The 16019-nt window shown below is 60.8% G+C and carries 17 protein-coding genes and 1 pseudogene; 6 read left to right on the top strand and 12 right to left on the bottom strand.

Annotation, left to right across the window (positions count from 1 at the left end):
• The 9 genes from GHO25_RS23455 to GHO25_RS23495 form a co-directional block, all read right to left on the bottom strand.
• Nucleotides 1–263: iron-containing alcohol dehydrogenase (locus GHO25_RS23455; RefSeq protein ID WP_153392731.1), on the bottom strand; the 263-nt coding region annotated here is incomplete at its 3' end.
• A gap of 8 nt (nt 264–271) precedes the next feature.
• On the bottom strand, nt 272–919 hold the full coding sequence (locus GHO25_RS23460; RefSeq protein WP_123750328.1) for an ATP-binding cassette domain-containing protein: 648 nt from the start codon (nt 917–919) through the stop codon (nt 272–274).
• Complete coding sequence (locus GHO25_RS23465; protein ID WP_048368660.1) at nt 916–1686, bottom strand: ABC transporter ATP-binding protein; 771 nt, start codon at nt 1684–1686, stop codon at nt 916–918. The genes GHO25_RS23460 and GHO25_RS23465 overlap by 4 nt, the downstream gene beginning before the upstream one ends.
• Nucleotides 1683–2627, bottom strand: coding sequence for a branched-chain amino acid ABC transporter permease (locus GHO25_RS23470; RefSeq protein WP_153357155.1), 945 nt, complete (start codon nt 2625–2627; stop codon nt 1683–1685). Before GHO25_RS23470 ends, GHO25_RS23465 begins: the two co-directional genes overlap by 4 nt.
• Nucleotides 2628–3527 (bottom strand): branched-chain amino acid ABC transporter permease, encoded by a 900-nt coding sequence (locus GHO25_RS23475; protein ID WP_048368662.1) that lies wholly within the window; start codon nt 3525–3527, stop codon nt 2628–2630.
• 117 nt (nt 3528–3644) lie between these two features.
• A complete protein-coding gene (locus tag GHO25_RS23480) occupies nt 3645–4967 on the bottom strand; it encodes an ABC transporter substrate-binding protein (RefSeq protein WP_153392734.1) in 1323 nt (440 codons plus the stop codon).
• A 28-nt stretch (nt 4968–4995) separates the two neighbouring features.
• A complete protein-coding gene (locus tag GHO25_RS23485; protein ID WP_048368664.1) occupies nt 4996–6309 on the bottom strand; it encodes an ABC transporter substrate-binding protein in 1314 nt (437 codons plus the stop codon).
• 203 nt (nt 6310–6512) lie between these two features.
• Complete coding sequence (locus GHO25_RS23490; protein ID WP_153331822.1) at nt 6513–7820, bottom strand: sigma-54 dependent transcriptional regulator; 1308 nt, start codon at nt 7818–7820, stop codon at nt 6513–6515.
• A 60-nt stretch (nt 7821–7880) separates the two neighbouring features.
• Nucleotides 7881–9602: a PAS domain-containing sensor histidine kinase gene (locus GHO25_RS23495; protein WP_153392737.1), complete on the bottom strand. Its 1722-nt coding sequence runs from the start codon at nt 9600–9602 to the stop codon at nt 7881–7883.
• A gap of 144 nt (nt 9603–9746) precedes the next feature.
• Here GHO25_RS23495 and GHO25_RS23500 point away from each other — a divergent pair, with 144 nt between their 5' ends.
• The 6 genes from GHO25_RS23500 to GHO25_RS23525 all read left to right on the top strand — a co-directional run bounded on the left by GHO25_RS23500 (nt 9747) and on the right by GHO25_RS23525 (nt 14169).
• Nucleotides 9747–9998, top strand: a complete 252-nt coding sequence (locus GHO25_RS23500; RefSeq protein ID WP_048368667.1) for a ParD-like family protein — start codon at nt 9747–9749, stop codon at nt 9996–9998.
• Nucleotides 9995–10786, top strand: coding sequence for a type I methionyl aminopeptidase (gene map / locus GHO25_RS23505; protein ID WP_123750322.1), 792 nt, complete (start codon nt 9995–9997; stop codon nt 10784–10786). The genes GHO25_RS23500 and map overlap by 4 nt, the downstream gene beginning before the upstream one ends.
• A gap of 133 nt (nt 10787–10919) precedes the next feature.
• Nucleotides 10920–11741, top strand: a complete 822-nt coding sequence (locus GHO25_RS23510) for an SDR family NAD(P)-dependent oxidoreductase (RefSeq protein ID WP_153392740.1) — start codon at nt 10920–10922, stop codon at nt 11739–11741.
• A 34-nt stretch (nt 11742–11775) separates the two neighbouring features.
• Entirely contained in the window at nt 11776–12825 is a 1050-nt protein-coding gene (locus GHO25_RS23515) for an AraC family transcriptional regulator (protein WP_153392743.1), read from the top strand.
• 18 nt (nt 12826–12843) lie between these two features.
• The gene (locus tag GHO25_RS23520) at nt 12844–13503 is read left to right on the top strand and encodes an NAD(P)H-binding protein (protein WP_153392746.1); all 660 of its coding nucleotides are present in this window, start codon (nt 12844–12846) and stop codon (nt 13501–13503) included.
• Nucleotides 13504–13656: 153 nt separating this feature from the next.
• On the top strand, nt 13657–14169 hold the full coding sequence (locus GHO25_RS23525; RefSeq protein ID WP_153330021.1) for a GNAT family N-acetyltransferase: 513 nt from the start codon (nt 13657–13659) through the stop codon (nt 14167–14169).
• A 286-nt stretch (nt 14170–14455) separates the two neighbouring features.
• Here GHO25_RS23525 and GHO25_RS23530 read toward each other — a convergent pair whose 3' ends face one another.
• The 3 genes and pseudogenes from GHO25_RS23530 to GHO25_RS23540 form a co-directional block, all read right to left on the bottom strand.
• Entirely contained in the window at nt 14456–15418 is a 963-nt protein-coding gene (locus GHO25_RS23530) for an ABC transporter substrate-binding protein (RefSeq protein ID WP_153392749.1), read from the bottom strand.
• A 2-nt stretch (nt 15419–15420) separates the two neighbouring features.
• Nucleotides 15421–15747: a ferredoxin family protein gene (locus GHO25_RS23535; protein WP_048368674.1), complete on the bottom strand. Its 327-nt coding sequence runs from the start codon at nt 15745–15747 to the stop codon at nt 15421–15423.
• A pseudogene (locus GHO25_RS23540) lies at nt 15744–16019 on the bottom strand (hypothetical protein); the annotation flags it as partial. The gene GHO25_RS23535 and the pseudogene GHO25_RS23540, both read right to left, overlap by 4 nt.

Here is a 16019-nt window from a genome sequence, read left to right on the forward strand (position 1 = left end):
CGGCATTTGCGCGCCACCGCCACCGCGTCTTCAACACAGGCCACCGGCGGGTCGGCCTGCACGTCGCTGTACAACGTGACCTGCAAACCGCTATCGCGCATGGCGTTGATCGGCGCGTCGAGCAAGCCCGCGCGTAGCAAACCGGGGTCGCTGACCAGCAACACCCGCTCGGCATTCAGTTCTCGACACAAGGCGCCCAGGCGCAGCGCGCCGTCGATTTCGCAGATCACCCGTGGTGTGGTTTCAAAGGTAAATTTTGACATGGCGGTCCCTACCCTGCGGTCACGCTGCCGCGCTCGATGCGAAAGAGCGCATCGACCAGATCGGCAGAATGAGTGTCATCGGATTCAGATATCAGCACGCACAGCCCTTCACGGCCGAGCTTGGCGATCACTTCGCTCAGGCGCCGGGACAACACCGGCGCCACCCCTTCAAACGGCTCATCGAGCAATAGCAACGTGTGGCCCGGCATCAACGCCCGCGCCAGCGCCACCAGCTTTTGTTGCCCGCCGGACAGTTGCATGGCCTTGCGCTCACGGAACTGGGCGATCTCCGGAATCAGGCTGTAGACCCATTCCAGACGGCGCTGGCTGTCAGGCAATTTGTTGGCCCAGACCGGCAGCAAGATGTTCTCTTCGACAGTCAGCGCCGGGATCAATCGGCGGTCTTCGGGCAGGTAGCTGATGCCCGCTGCGGCGCGGGTAAAACCCGGTCGGTTGCGCAGGTCCTGGCCGGCAAATGTGATCGACCCCGAGTCAGCGTCGAGCAGGCCCATGATGGTGCGGATCAACGTGGTTTTCCCGGCGCCGTTATGGCCGATCAAACCGACCATTTGCCCGGCGCCCACGTGCAACGACACGTCATGCAAAATCGGCACGCCTTCGATCGAGACGTGCAGGTTGCGAATATCCAGACTCATTGCGCTGCCCTCTTGTGAGCGTTTGGCCCGCCGGTGACGAACTCTTGCACGCGGGGGTTGGCCAGCACCGCTTCAGGCGCCCCGTCGGCCAGCACTTCACCGCTGTAGAACGCCAGAATTCGCGACACGTAGCGGCGCACCACGTCCATGTCATGTTCCACAAACAGCACCGTGACCTGATGTTGTGCGACCACGCGCATCACGGTGTCCATAAGGGCGGTTTTCTCTTCGGCACTGACGCCGCTGGTGGGCTCATCGAGCAGCAGCATTTGCGGGTCACCGATCAATGCCATGGCAATGTCGATCAATTTGCGCACGCCTTGGGGTACCGCCGTGACCAACGTGTCGCGCCAGCGGCTGATGTCGAACTCGGCCAGAATCGCATCCGCCTGGGCAATGCGTGACGCATTACGCATCGGCGCCAGCAGCGACGGGAACGGGCTTTGCGCGGCCGAAACGGCAATCAGCAGGTTGTCCAGCACGCTCAGTTGGGGGAACAACTGCGCGACCTGGAACGAACGCGCCATGCCCGCCCGGGTGATGGCCCTGGGTGTGCGGCCAAGGATCGACTGGCCGTTGAACAGGATCTCGCCACGGCTGGGTTTCAGGTAGCCGGTGACCATGTTGATAAACGTGGTTTTACCGGCGCCATTGGAGCCAATCACTCCGACCACTTCGCCTTTGTGGATGCGCACGTTGACGTCTTTGGCCGCCGTTACGGCGCCAAATTCCTTGCACAGCCCTTGGGTTTCAAGAATGCAGTTCATGCCTTTGCCCTCCGCGCCTGCCCGGTGAACAGGCTCCATAAGCCTTTAGGCAGGAACACAATGATCGCCAACAGAGTGAAACCCAGAATCATCTGCCAACTGTGCGGCACCAGCTCGATGGCGTAGGTGCGCACCACGGCAAACAGAATGGCCGCAATAAATGGCGCGGCGACGTGGGCGGTACCGCCCAGCAAAGCGATGAAGACGAATTCGCCGGAGGTGATCCAGTAGGCCATTTCCGGGTCGATGTGCCCGGCCGACAACGCCATGAAACCGCCGCCCAACGCCGACACGGCAGCGGCCGCGACGTAGTTCATGTACAGCACCCAGCGCGGTGACTGGCCGAGGTATTCGACGCGCACTTCGTTTTCACGGATGGCTTCGCACATCATCCCGGCGCTGCTGCGGCTGTAGCGGTGCAGCAACACCGCCAGCAACCCCGAACAGGCAACGATAATGATGAACAGCGCCAGCGGCGCCTGCCCGGCAGCGGGTGTCCAGCCAAACAGGGTCCAGGCCTTGACATTGAAGCCATCCGTGCTGCCCAGCGCCGAGCTTTTGACCAGCACGCCGTACAAAATCATCGAGAACGCCAGCGACAGCATGGCGAAGAAAATCTCCCGGTAGCGGGTCATCAGCAGCCCCAGCAGCATGGCCAGCAACACCGCCGCCCCCACCCCGATCAACAGCAGCAGGGCCAGGTCGGTGATGTCCAGAAAGTGCCCGCTCATGCCCACCGCGTAACCGCCGATGCAGAAGAACAAGCCTTGGCCAAAGGTCACCAGCCCGGCGCGCATTTGCATGACCACGCCTTGCACCACCATGGCCTTGGCCAGCGCCATGGTCAGCAAAAACACCAGCCATTGCGGGGCGATTACGCCGCCTGCAGCCAGCAGCACGGCAACGCCGAGCAGAATCAATTCGGTTTTACTCAGGCGCATTTAGATTTTCCTCGCCAGTACACGGCCGAACAGCCCTTGAGGACGCACCGCCAACACCAGCGCCATCACCCCGTAGATCACAAAAAGCTCGAACTCCGGCGCGTAATGCACGGCAGCGGCGCGGCTCAAGCCCACCAGCAAGGCGCCCACTGCGGCACCTTCGATGCTGCCCATGCCGCCGATTACTACCACGGCAAATGCCAGCACGATGACTTCAACGCCCATGCCCGGTACCACCGAGATCGCCGGTGCGGTCAAGGCGCCCGCCAACGTGCCGAGCATGGTGCCGAGCACAAACACCAGGGTGAACATGCGCCGCACGTTGACGCCCATGGCCATGGCCACTTCACGGTCGTGGATCACTGCGCGCAGCACCTTGCCCTGGTGCGTACGCTCCAGCCATAACCACAGGCCCAGGCCCAGTACCAGCGAGATGCCCACCAGCATCAGGTCGTAATTCGACACCTTGAGCCCGGCCAGCGCACTGCGGCCCATCTCGGCATACGGCTGATAGGCGAAGTACGGGTTCACGCCCCAGATCATCTTCATGGTGTCTTCGAGGATCAGCAGCAGCGCGTAGGTGATGATCACCATCAGCACTTCGTCGCGGCCGTACATAAAGCGCAGCAGGCCGCGCTCGATGATCAGCCCGACGATCAGGCCGGCCACCAGCGCGCAGCCGAGCATCAGCAGATACCCGACCCAGACCGGGCCAATGCCGTTATTGAAATACCAGCCCACCAGAGACGCAGCGGTGTAGGCGCCAATGGCATAAAAACTGCCGTGGGCCATGTTCAGGATGCGCATCACCCCGTAGATCACCGTGAGCCCGGCCGCGACCAGAAACAGCCACGAGGCATAAATGGTGCCGTCTATCAGCACCGCGAAAAGACTCATCATTGAGGTCCTACCTTGGCAAGAAGGTGGCAATACCTGTAGGAGCGAGCTTGTCTCGCGATCTTTTGATCGTTTAAAAGATCGCGAGGCAAGCTCGCTCCTACAGTGGCCGTTAACGGATCAGTTGCACTGCGCGCCGGGGAAGCCGGCCTTGATCCAGTCCAGCGCGGTGGTGCCATCCGGCGGGGTCACGCATTCGCCCGAGAAGGCGATGACGTTTTGCACGCCGCCTTTTTTGGTCGTCGGATCGTATTGGTATTCGCCGTAGGCAATCCCTTGCATGGCTTGATGGCCATCAGCGCGGGCCATTTGTACGGTGCCGGACACCGACTCAAAGGTCGCACCCTTGAACGCTTGGGCGATTTGCAGCGGGGTCGGGATTTTGCCTGGCTCAACCTTGGCGTTTTCCGCCGCGTGCTTGAGGCCCAGAATGGCCTGGGCCATTTTGCTGGCCGGATACGTCGGCGCGGTTTTGTAGGCGGCCTGGTACTGGCCTTTAAACCAGCCGTTGAGGGTGTTATCCGGCGCAAAGGCACCGAACGGACCACGGCCGCCAATGATCATGCCGTTAGGCGCCTGATCCTTATAACGGTCGATGGCCGACTCGCCGCAGGTCAGCACAGCGGTAGCGTCTTCCAGCAGACCGCGGGCGTTGGCTTGCAACACCAGGGCTTCCATGTCGCCGCCCCAGAAGCTGGAGTGGATGATGTCCGGGCGCTTGACCGAGATCGCGGAGATTTCCGCGCCGTACTGGCCCTGGAACACTTTGGGCATTTGCGACTCCACCACTTTGGCCTTGGGCATCAGTTGCTCCATGGAGTGGGTGAAGTCGTTCCAGCTGTCTTGGCCCCAGGCGTAGTTCTGCTGAATACCGGCGACTTTCTGTGCGTCCGGGCGCACCTTGGCCAGGTAACGGGCGGCACCAATGTTGTCCACCGCCGCATCGAGGCTGGTACGGAACACGTACTGCGGGGTTTTGTCTTCTTTGAACAACTGCGAGGTGCCGCAGTCGTAGAACACCGTCATGGCGCCCAGCTCTTCGGCTACCGGCGCAATGGCCAGGCAGTCTCCGGAAGAGATATAGCCCACCACCGCATCGACCTTCTGGCGCTGCACCAGGTTGCGGAATTCCTCGACCTGCTTGGCCGCCCCGCCCGCTTCGTCAATCATGACCATTTCAATTTCGGCACCGTTGATACCGATCTTGTCGTAGGGCGCAGGTAACTGGCCTTTGTTTAAGCCTTCGACCAGCACCTTGGCGGCATTCGCTGACGGCTCGCCAAATGGGCCTGCGGCCGGGCCTGACAAGAAGGTCACCACACCAATGCGGAACTTGCCGTTTTCAGCGGCGTGCACACCGGCGCTCAATGACAGCGCCAGCCCGGCAGCTGTGATGGCAAAGGCCAAAGGGTGTTTCAACATGCTTTTCTTGGAATTATTCATGCTTGCTTCTCGGTCAAGGTGCGAGCCGCTAGGGCTCGGCGACGGGTTTGCGCGCGGCCAGACGCCGCTTCAGGGTGGCGCTGTCGAGCTGTAGCTCTTGCGCCGAATACACCGACCAGTCACCCAGCATCAGTTGGGCTGGCGGGTAATCGGTATTGCTCACCGGCGTGCCAATGGCCTGGCTTTGCTGGATTTGATGGGTCACCGGGTCGATGCGTGAAAAGCTCCCGGGCGGGTCTTCGGGCAAGGCGATGTCCAGGCCTTCGAGGGCACGGATCAAGGCCTGGGTGTCGGTCACCCCGCCGGTTTTCTCAAAGGCTTTGGCCATCACCATCACCACGCTGTAGGCGCCTTGCGCGGCGTAGGTCGGGTAGCGCCCGCTCAACTGATGAAAGCGTTCAACAAACGAGCGGTTGCGCGGGGTGTCGGGCCAGTTGTTGTGGTGGCGCGCCGACAGAATCAGCCCGGCTGGCGCCTTGTTGCCCAGCGACACCAGAAAGTCGTAATTGGCCCCGGTGTCGAAGTTCGCCAGCCGCGAGGTTTCCAGCAAGCGGCTACCGGCGGCCTGTTTGACAAAGGCATGGAAGTCGCCGCCCCAGATCGCCGAAACGATGATGTCGGGCCGGGCCTGTTCCAGTGCGGTGATATACGGCGAGTAATCAGGTTCGTACAGACGCGGCCATAACTCGATGACGTCATCGAACTTCACCCCCAACTGGTTCAGGGCTTCGTGCAAGTCATCGCGGGACACATGGCCGTATTCGTAGTCAGGGCCAATGAACGCCAGACGCTTCCAGCCGGTTTTTTTCTGCAAGGCTTGCAGGTACCGCGCGCCTGCCGCCATGGAGGTCCAGGTGTCATTGGTGACGCGAAAATAGTATGGATGGCCGTTTTCCAGGGTCATGCGCGACGAGGCGTGATCGGAGCCGATCATCAGCACTTTTTCCTGGCGGGCCAGTTGGCTGACGGCCAGCGCCACACCGGACGAAACCATGCCGCACAGCACTTGCACGCCGTCCTTGTGAATAAAGCTCTTGGCCAGGCTGACGCCGTAGGAGGCTTTGGACTGGTCGTCATCGACAATTACCCGCAGGCGCGGCACGGGCTCACCGGCCACGCGGCGGGTTTGCAATTCATTGAGTGCGACTTGAATGCCGAGGATGCTGTCGTGGCCATAAATGGCGGCGCGCTCGGTCATCGGGTACAGGCAGCCCAGGGTCAGGTCGGCGTCAGCGGCCGGCACGCCTAATTCCAGACGGCCGACGTCGGCGCTGGACAAGGGGCTGGCAAGCAGAGTGCTCAGGGTCAGGAGGCCACAGGCCCATTGACGCAACAGGGACATAAATTCCTTTGGGCGTTGAAAACGCCTCTTGTTGGAGTGCGGGAAGGGACAGAGCAAGGGCTGTGCCAAGGTGAACAACGTGTAGGAGCGAGCTTGCCTCGCGATCTTTTAAAGGGTCAAAAGATCGCGAGGCAAGCTCGCTCCTACAGGATTTGCGGGTGTGTTGAGCGGTTTGCGCTCAACCTGCGCGCGGGTGTGAGCGCTTAGCGCTCAATGCCCAGCCGTTGCAGGCGGCGTTTGAGCGCGTGGCGCGAAATGCCGAGCAATTGCGCGGCCAGACCTTTGTGGCCCGCCGAGCGGCTGAGCGCATCGGTCACCAGCTCGCGCTCGGCACGTTCGAGCTGGTCGCCCAGCACGTGGGATGCCTCTACCTCTTGCCCTTGCAAGGGCGCGGGCAACATCGCCGCGCTGATGCCTTGCCCCGGCAACAGTATGGTCAGGCGCTCAACCAGATTCTTCAGTTCGCGCACGTTGCCGGGCCAGCGATGACGGCGCAGCGCCGCCACGCAATCGGGCAAAAACTGGATCGGACTGACGCCCTCTTCAACCGCCTGGCGCTGGGCGAAATACTGCGCCAGCAACAGCAGGTCTTCGCCGCGCTCACGCAAGGCCGGGATGTCTACCGTGATGACGTTCAAACGGTAAAACAGATCTTCACGAAACCGCCCCAGACGCACATCGTCGGCCAGGTCCCGGTTGGTCGCCGCCACCACCCGCACGTCGGCACTGCTGGCCTGGCTGGCGCCCACCGCGCGGTAGCTGCCGTTTTCCAGAAAGTGCAGCAACTTGGCTTGCAGGCTCAGTGGCAACTCGCCGATTTCGTCGAGAAACAGCGTGCCGCCGTTGGCCTGGCTGACCAGCCCGGCGCGCTTTTGATGGGCGCCGGTGTAGGCGCCTTTCTCCGAGCCAAACAGCTCGGCCTCGATCAACTGCTCGGGCAAGGCGGCGCAGTTCACTTCGATAAACGCGCTGGCAGCCCGTGAACTGTGCGCATGCAGCGCTTGGGCGACCAAGGTCTTGCCCGTTCCGGACTCACCCAACAGCAGAATCCGCGTGGCCGAGCTGCGGGCAATCCGTTGCACCGCCGCGTGCAGCGTGCTCATGGCCGGGCTTTGCCCTTGCAGGCCGGGCACCGGTGACTCAGGCGTTTCCAGGGCCAAGGTGCTGCTGATGGTGGCAAGCAAGTCATCCAGCTCAAAGGGTTTGGTCAGGTAATCGGTGGCGCCGCTCTTGACCGCCTGCACCGCCGCCCGGGTATCGCCATGGGCAGAGATCATGATCACCGGCAGGTGCGGGCTGCGCTGGCGCAAGCCATCCAGCGTGGCCATGCCATCGATGCCCGGCAGGCCCAGGTCCAGCAAGACGATGTCGATGTCATCCAGCACCTGTTGCAGCGCCGCTTCGCCACTGTTGGCCGTGCTGATACGCATGCCCTCCCCGCGCAATGCATAGCTGAGCGAGCGCACCAGCGCTTCTTCATCGTCGACGATTAACACGTGAACATCAGGCATCTGTGTCTCACTTTTACGTATTCAAAATGATCGGTAGCCGCTGACGGGGCACGCAAGCGGCTACAAAAACCGGGTGAACGCAGGGAAATCGAGCGCCACCTGTGTGCCCTCACCCACGCGGCTGACGATGTGCATGCGCGCATCGTTGGCCTCCAGCAGTTGCTGGCTGATGCTCAACCCCAAGCCGGTGCCCTGGGGTTTGAGGGTGAAAAATGGCTGGCGAATCTGTTCCAGGTGTTCGGGCGAAATGCCGCAGCCCTGATCGATGATCAACACCCGCACCCGCCCTTGGCCTGTCTCGGCGCACAAGCGCACCACGCCACCTTCCGGGCTGGCCTGCACAGCGTTCAAACACAGGTTGAGCAGTACTTGGCGGGCTTGATCCGGGTCGACGAACAGTTGCAAATCCCCTGCCGACTCGCACAGCAGTTCGATATTGCGCGCTTGCAAGTGGGGGCCGACCATCGCCGCCGTGTGCTCGAACAGGTGCGCCACCGAAACCACCCGCGGTTTGGCCGGGTGCGGGCGGCCGTATTCGATCAAGTCATTGGTGACCCGTGACAAGCGGTCGATTTCCTTGACCAGATCACTCAGCAGGTGCCGCCGCTCGGGTTCTTGCTCGCGGCGCAGCAAGGCTTGCACCGTGGTTTTCATGGTCGCCAGTGGGTTGCGCACTTCATGGGCCACGCCCGTGGCAAAGGTGCCCAGCACGGCGAGGTTTTCGCTGCGTACGGTCTGGTCCATGACCTGCGCCAGACGCTCGGCCATCACGTTAAAGGCGCGGGCCACATGGCTGATTTCATCGTCCTTGGGTTGTAGCGCGAGGCGATAGCTCAAGTCGCCCATGGACAGTTGATGGGCACCTTGCAGCAAGGTGCTGACCCGCGCGCGCAACTGCCGCGAGAGGGTAAAGAAGACAATGAGGATAAACCCGATAAACCCCGCCGCCACCCAGTACAGCCACCAGCGCGCATCGTTCAGAGGCTTGAGGATGGCACCCGGCTCGACACTGAACACCAGTTGCCAGCCGGGCAAAATCATCGGCCCTTCATGCCATTGCCCCGGCGCCTTGACGGGCCGCCCGGTGGGGTCGATAAACGCGCCACCAGGCACGCGTAACAACGGCGCAACCACGCCGCCCATGCCTGCGCTGACCAGCAACTCGCTCAAGGAAGCCAGGCGTAAATGCAGGGCTATGCGCACCTTCTGATTGGTACGCCCGATGCGGATGCTCTTGCGGATCAGAAAGCTGCCCGAGCCGCCCGCCTTGGGCAGCAGCGGCCCTATCACTTCGACATCGCCGACCCATTGCACCGGCAAACCGGCGATGGACCAGTGTTCATTGCCCCAGTACGGCTCCCCCGATGCAGACTGGCCCGGCAATACTTTGATCAAGCGGTCCTGCTCATCAAAAAACAGCACGCCGTACATAAAGGGCAAGTCCCCTTCCAGCTTGAGCAGCGAGTCGACGTCGCTGATCAGCCGCGATTGATCAACTATAAATTCAGGCATGTTGGGGTGATTGGACAGCGCCGAGAGCTGGTAGAAGCGATCATCCAGAAAGGAAGAAAGGCGGTTGGCCGTCGACAATGCCTGGGCATCCAGCCGCTCGCCGGTGAGGCGGTTGAGCAAGTCCTTGGCCAGTTGCTCATAAAAAATCGCCAGGGTAATCAGCGCCACGCTCATGACCACAACGGACAGCAACGTATAGCGCGCCACCAGGCTACGGTGTGGCCGGGCAAGCCACTGCAACAACACATGGAGGGAAGAGTCGGGGTTCATGGCGTTCTTGATTGTTTTTGTAATGGCCCCAGCATAGGGATCGACCCTTGGGCCTGTCCATGACTGCGTGTTGCAGATTTCGTGGCTCATCGCCTAATATACGTTTCGCTTACATTCCATATACATTTCATCTTGGGTCATTTGATGGGCATCGTAAAAATCTCGGACGCCATGCACGAAAATCTGCGCATCGCCAGCAACGCGCTCAGTCGCTCGATCAATGCTCAGGCAGAGCACTGGATGCGCATTGGCATGCTCACAGAGCTGTACCCGGATCTGGATCACAACCAGATCAGTCGTTTACTGATTCGCGCCGAGCTTGAGGGCGGTCTCGATTTAAAACAGCTGTGTCAGTTGGCTGATTCGGCACAGGCTGCAGCAGGAGCCCGCCCATGAGAGCGCACGTGGTTATCAATACACCGGCCCAAATAGCCCAGTCCAAAGTCGCCGGCATGCTCGCGGCTGAAGTACTGGCGATGATCACCCCGCACGTCAAAGCAGGGGTGACCACCGACCAGCTCGACAAGATTTGCCATGACTATATCGTCAATGTGCAAAAGGCTATTCCCGGCAATGTCGGCTACCACGGCTTCCCGAAAACCGTGTGCACCTCGGTCAATGAAGTGGTGTGCCACGGCATCCCGTCGGGCCGGGTGCTGCACGATGGCGACATCGTCAACATCGACATCGCCGTGGTAAAGGATGGCTGGTACGGCGACACCAGCCGCATGTACTACGTGGGCGAACCGAGCCCGCAAGCGCGGCATCTGGTCAAGACCACGTATGAGGCCATGTGCGCCGGTATTCGCCAGGTCCGCCCCGGCGCAACCCTGGGCGACATTGGCCACGCGATCCAGACCGTTGCCGAAAAAGAAGGCTTCAGCGTGGTGCGCGAGTACTGCGGCCACGGCATCGGCAAGGTCTATCACGACGAGCCGCAGATCCTCCATTACGGTTATCCCGGCCAGGGCATGAAGCTTAAAACCGGCATGATTTTCACCATCGAGCCGATGCTCAACGCGGGCAAGCGCCATGTCAAAACCCTGGCTGACCAGTGGACCGTGGTCACCAAGGATTTGTCGCTGTCGGCCCAGTGGGAACACATGGTGGCGGTGACCGACAACGGCTTTGAAGTGCTGAGCCCTTGGCCGGATGCGGTTGAGGAGTTCGCGCCGATTACCTAAGTTGCAAGCACAATGGCGCCTTCTGCAAGCCACTTGGCGCCTTGCTGCTAGTGTGTAAAGGCGGCCAGCCGAGCATTATTTGTTCAGGCGCTGAGGCAGGTGTTTCAGCGGTTTCTGACGAAGAGGTGTTCGAATGTCCAAGATCTGGTTTATCACTGGCAGTTCCCGCGGCCTCGGTCGCTCCATCACTCTGGCTGCCCTGCGCGCCGGAGACCGTGTTGTCGCCACCGCCCGCAAGCCTCAGCAACTGGATGACCTGGTGGCCGAGTTTGGCGATGCGATTTACCCACTGGCGCTGGACGTGACCAACAACGAGCAGGTGGAACAAGCAGTTGACACCGCCGTGAAGCATTTTGGCCGCCTCGATGTGGTGGTCAACAACGCCGGTTATGGCGATCTGGCTGCGGTCGAAGACGTCACCCTGGAAGACTTCCGCGCCCAAATCGACACCAACTTCTACGGCGTGGTGTATGTGAGCAAGGCGGTTGTGCCGGTCCTGCGTCGCCAGGGCAGCGGGCACATTTTCCAGGTCTCGTCGCTGGGTGGGCGCATCGGCATGGCTGGCCTGGGCGCGTACCAGAGCGCGAAGTGGGCCGTCGGCGGGTTCTCCACCGTGCTGGCACAGGAAGTCACCCCGCTTGGCATCAAAGTCACCGTGCTTGAGCCGGGCGGCATGCAGACCGATTGGGCCGGCCCGTCCATGACCATCCCGCCTATCAGCGAACCCTACAAACAATCGGTCGGCGCACTGGCCGAGTTGCTCAACTCCCCGGGCATTTTGCCGACCCGCCCGGACCGTGTGGCTGAAATTGTGCTGGAGCTGGCCCTCAAGGACGACGCGCCACTGCGTCTGCTGATCGGTAGCGACGCGGTGCAATACGCTGCCAAGGCCGCGCAAGACCTGGCCGAATCGGATAAAAAGTGGCACGACCTGAGCGTGTCGGCCTCTAACTGAGCCCCCCTGACTGACCTGACATAAAGGAGCCCCCATGTCTGACGCAAGCCGCCCTATTGCCTCTCGTTTCAATGTGCCGGATGCCTTTTGGCATGGCCTGAAGCTGATCGGGCTGGAGCCTTCAGTGGTCCTGCGTCAGGCACGGCTCCCCGTCACGCTGTGCATACGTGAGCTGCGTGACCGGCGTCAGGTGAGCACCGAAGAATTCTTTCGTTTGTGGGCCGCCGTGCAGGCCCTCAACCCAGACCCGGCCGCCGCTGTGTTGCTGGTGACCCGGCTTGATTTTGCGACCTTGCCGCCGTCCAGCTTTGCAGCCTTTATTGCCCGTGATTATCGCGATGGCTTGCACCGTATGGCCCGTTTCAAACAACTGTGCACGCCGGAACGGCTGCTGGTTAATGAAGACGGCCAGACCTGCACCGTCACCATTGACTGGCTGCACACCCCCGAGCTGCCGCCCAACCTGCTGGTGGACGCAGCCTTTGCCACCTTCGTAGAACTGGGTCGTCAGGGCACCCGCGTGCACATTACCCCGCGCAAGGTCGAACTGGCTCGTAAAGACGATGGCAGCCCTGCGCTCAGCGAGTTCTACGGATGCCCCGTGCAGTATGGCGCCGAGCGCAATGCCTTGGTGCTGGACGTGGCGGATCTGGATCGGCCGTTTCCGGGCCATAACCCGGAGCTGCTGGACATGCTCAACCCGGCGCTGATAGCTGCATTGGCCGAGGCCACGGCGTCGGCCAGCATCAGCCTGCAAGTCAAGGCAGCACTCAAGCGCATCCTCGCCAGCGGTCGCCCGGAACTGGCCGACGTGGCGCGGGAACTGGGCATGAGCGAGCGCACCTTGCAGCGGCGAATTACCGAAGACGGCACGAACTTTCGGCAACTGATGCTGGAGACCCGCCAAGAGGTGGTGCGCCATCTGCTCAGCGAACCTTCAATCGAGATTGAAGAAATTGCCTGCCTGCTAGGCTACGAGGACACCAACTCGTTTTATCGGGCGTTTCGGTCATGGGAAGGCACGACGCCAGCGCGTTGGCGCGCCTCGCAAGCCCAGCAACCCATGTCGTCCTCCACTCATTAACGCTAACGGACTACTGAGATGAAAATTGTGATGTTTGGCGCCACCGGGATGGTGGGCCAAGGGGTGTTGCGTGAGGCTCTGGCCGCACAGGATGTGACCCATGTCCTGAGCATTGGCCGCTCTGACAGCGAAACAAGCCACCCCAAACTGCGCACCCTGGTGCATGCCGACCTGCTCGACTACTCGGCCATTGAAGACCTGCTGACAGGCTTTGACGCCTGCTTTTTTTGCCTCGGCGCCTCGGCAGTGGGTATGGACGAAGCCGGGTATTCGCGCATCAACCACGACATCCCGCTGGCGGCCGGCCAAGTGCTGTCGCGCCTCAACCCGCAACTGACCTTTACCTATGTGTCAGGCGCCGGCACCGGTAGCCAGTCAGCCATGTGGGCGCAGGTTAAACGGCGCACCGAAACCGACCTGCTGGCGTTACCGTTCAAAGCGGCTTACATGTTTCGCCCTGGGGTGATCCAGCCGTTGCACGGCGCGCGTTCGAAGACACCGATGTACAACGCGTTCTATGTGCTGACCTCGCCCTTGCTGTCGATCGCCCGCAAGCTACTGCCCAAGTACGTGTTGTCGACCGAAGAAATCGGCTTGGCCATGCTCGAAGTAGCGCGCCATGGTGCGCCGAAAAGCATTCTGGAGACGGCGGATATTCGGGGATTGGTGAAGGGCTGAATCAATCAAATACGTGTAGGAGCGAGCTTGCCTCGCGATCTTTTGATCTTTTAAAAGATCGCGAGGCAAGCTCGCTCCTACAGTCCCGTAAGCGTCCGGGCATCCCGTCTGGCGCAGCTTTTATGCGAGACACAACGCTTGAGAGGGATGGTTATGATTCGTGACGCATTACCCGAGGATGCGAAACGCATCGCTCACGTTCATGTCAGTAGTTGGCAACACGCTTATCTTGATCTGATGCCCACTGACTATTTAGCCTCCCTTAGTGCGACATTGCCTCAAAGAGAGACCTATTGGGCCCGCACAATTGAAGGCAAAGACGCTGACGTTTTAGTCGCCGAAGTGGAGGGAATCGTTATTGGTTGGCTTTCACTGGGGCCTTGTCGTGATGAAAACACGCCCGAAGCAGCATCGGGAGAAGTCATGGCGATCTACGTTTTGGCAGAATATTGGAGTAAGGGTATTGGCGCCCGATTGTGGCAGGCGGGTTTTAAGCGTTTGCTTGATCAAGGTTATAAACGCATCACCTTATGGGTTTTATCTGGCAACGAAAGGGCCATTCGTTTCTATAAGGGCCTTGGTGGAACAGAAGAGCCTGGCAGTTGCCGCACGCTCGTGCGTGGTGGCGTGACGCTGGATGAGGTGAGGTATGTTTGGAGCAATTGATTTTCTCTTACGAGCGTGTTCCGGAATCGATTCGCCAAATTTCGAGGGTTTCCTGGATTTTGCGTAACCTGACCTTTATCTATGCACCGGCAGCCAGTCAGCTTGGCCATGCTCGAAGTAGCGCGCCATGGTGCGCCGAAAAGCATTCTGGAAACGGTGGACATACGGCGGTTGGTGAAGGGCTGAGTCAATCAAATACGTGTAGGAGCGAGCTTGCCTCGCGATCTTTTGATCTTTTAAAAGATCGCGAGGCAAGCTCGCTCCTACAGTTAGTTGAGGCGCTGGATTAGACCTTCCACTCGTTGATATCGAAATCACGACGAATCAGGCGTTGTTCGAGCAGGAACTGTTTGGAACCACTCAACAATTCAAGGCCTACCGGGGATAGTGGCTCCAGCTGAAACTCATTCCCGGTGTAGGTGGCTTCAATCGCCGCCTGGGAGTATTTGGACGCCTGGGCATGGAAGCTGAAGTAAGCCGGCCAGTCGGCCGTGATCTGCGCCACCGACTCGCGGCGCGCAGCCAACCAGGCCTCACTGAAGTGGGGCACTTGTTTCAATAACTTCTCACTGGCGACGGTCACGGTGCAGCCGCGTAAGTGCGGGTGGTCAGTGGCCTGGTCGATCAGCGGGTAACCGTTGCTCAACAGCGTAGGGCCCAATTCGCTTTGCGCTGCGTAAGCGGCAATGTCGCCCCGCGCCAGTGCGGCTTCCGAATCGCGGGCAGGCAAGGCAACGATTTTGGTGTCTTTGAGAATGCCTGCCTCGTGCAAGGTGCCGATCAGGTAGCGGTGCATGTACGACCCCAGCGGCGTGGCAACCACCTTGCCTTTGAGTTCGGCCACAGAGCTCACGCCGTTCTTGGGAGTGACGAGCCAGGCGTTCATGCCCACGGCATCGATGCTGAGCAAACGGCTGGCCTGGCTCATGGCGTAACACACCATGGCCGGGGTATCGCCGTAGGTGCCGACATCCAGCGCACCCGACAGCAAGGCTTCATTCAGTTCCGGGCCGTTCACAAACACGTAAGTGCTGATGTTGTCGAAGCCCAGTGGCTCCAGATGTTTTTGCGTTAACCCTTGGTGCAAGGCCCAACCGGAGGGCCCGGTAGGCACTGTGGTCGAACCCACATAGCCCACACGCAAAGTACGCTTTGGGTCGCTGGCGGCGAGCAAACGCCCGGGCAACCCGAACAGGGCCGCAGCACCGAGCCCGGCCCCCAAAAACTGCCGTCGATTGAATCCCTTCATGATTAATACTTTCCTAGCAAATGGTAACTCTGGTCATCGCTGGCGGTAGACGCCCGCCCCTTGCCCCAACCCACCGCGCTGCGGTAGCTGCCCAGCCACTGCCGGGTCTGGTCAGCGATCTCGACAGGCGTAGCCAGGCGGTCTGCGTACGGCGCCACAAACAAGGCATCTTCGGGGCAGTAGACTTCGCACATAAAGCAGGTTTGGCAATCGTTCTGCCGGGCAATCAAGGGCGCTTGCCCCGGTACTGGCGCGAACACGTTAGTGGGGCAAGCCAGCACGCAAATGTTGCAGCCGGTGCAACGCTGCGGATCAATCAGTTCAATCATGCCGCCTGCCCTCTCAGCAACTGCTCCATCACCGGCCCGAGGCGTTCATGCCCGGTCCAGACGTCATCCAGCCCGCCACTGATAACCCGGTGGCGTTGCGTCACGTCGGTGCCTGCATAGTCGCTGCGCCGGTGCATGCCACGGGACTCGGTGCGTTCCAGCGCACTGCGGTACATCCAGCGGGACACCGCCAGCATCGCCGTGGCTTCGCGCAGGCGCAGGGTTTGTTCGTGGTCCGCCGCCGGGGCCGCGTGGCGCGTCTGCTGCCACAG

It is taken from the genome of Pseudomonas sp. FSL R10-1350 (assembly GCF_009600525.1).
Taxonomy (GTDB): Bacteria; Pseudomonadota; Gammaproteobacteria; order Pseudomonadales; family Pseudomonadaceae; genus Aquipseudomonas; species Aquipseudomonas helleri.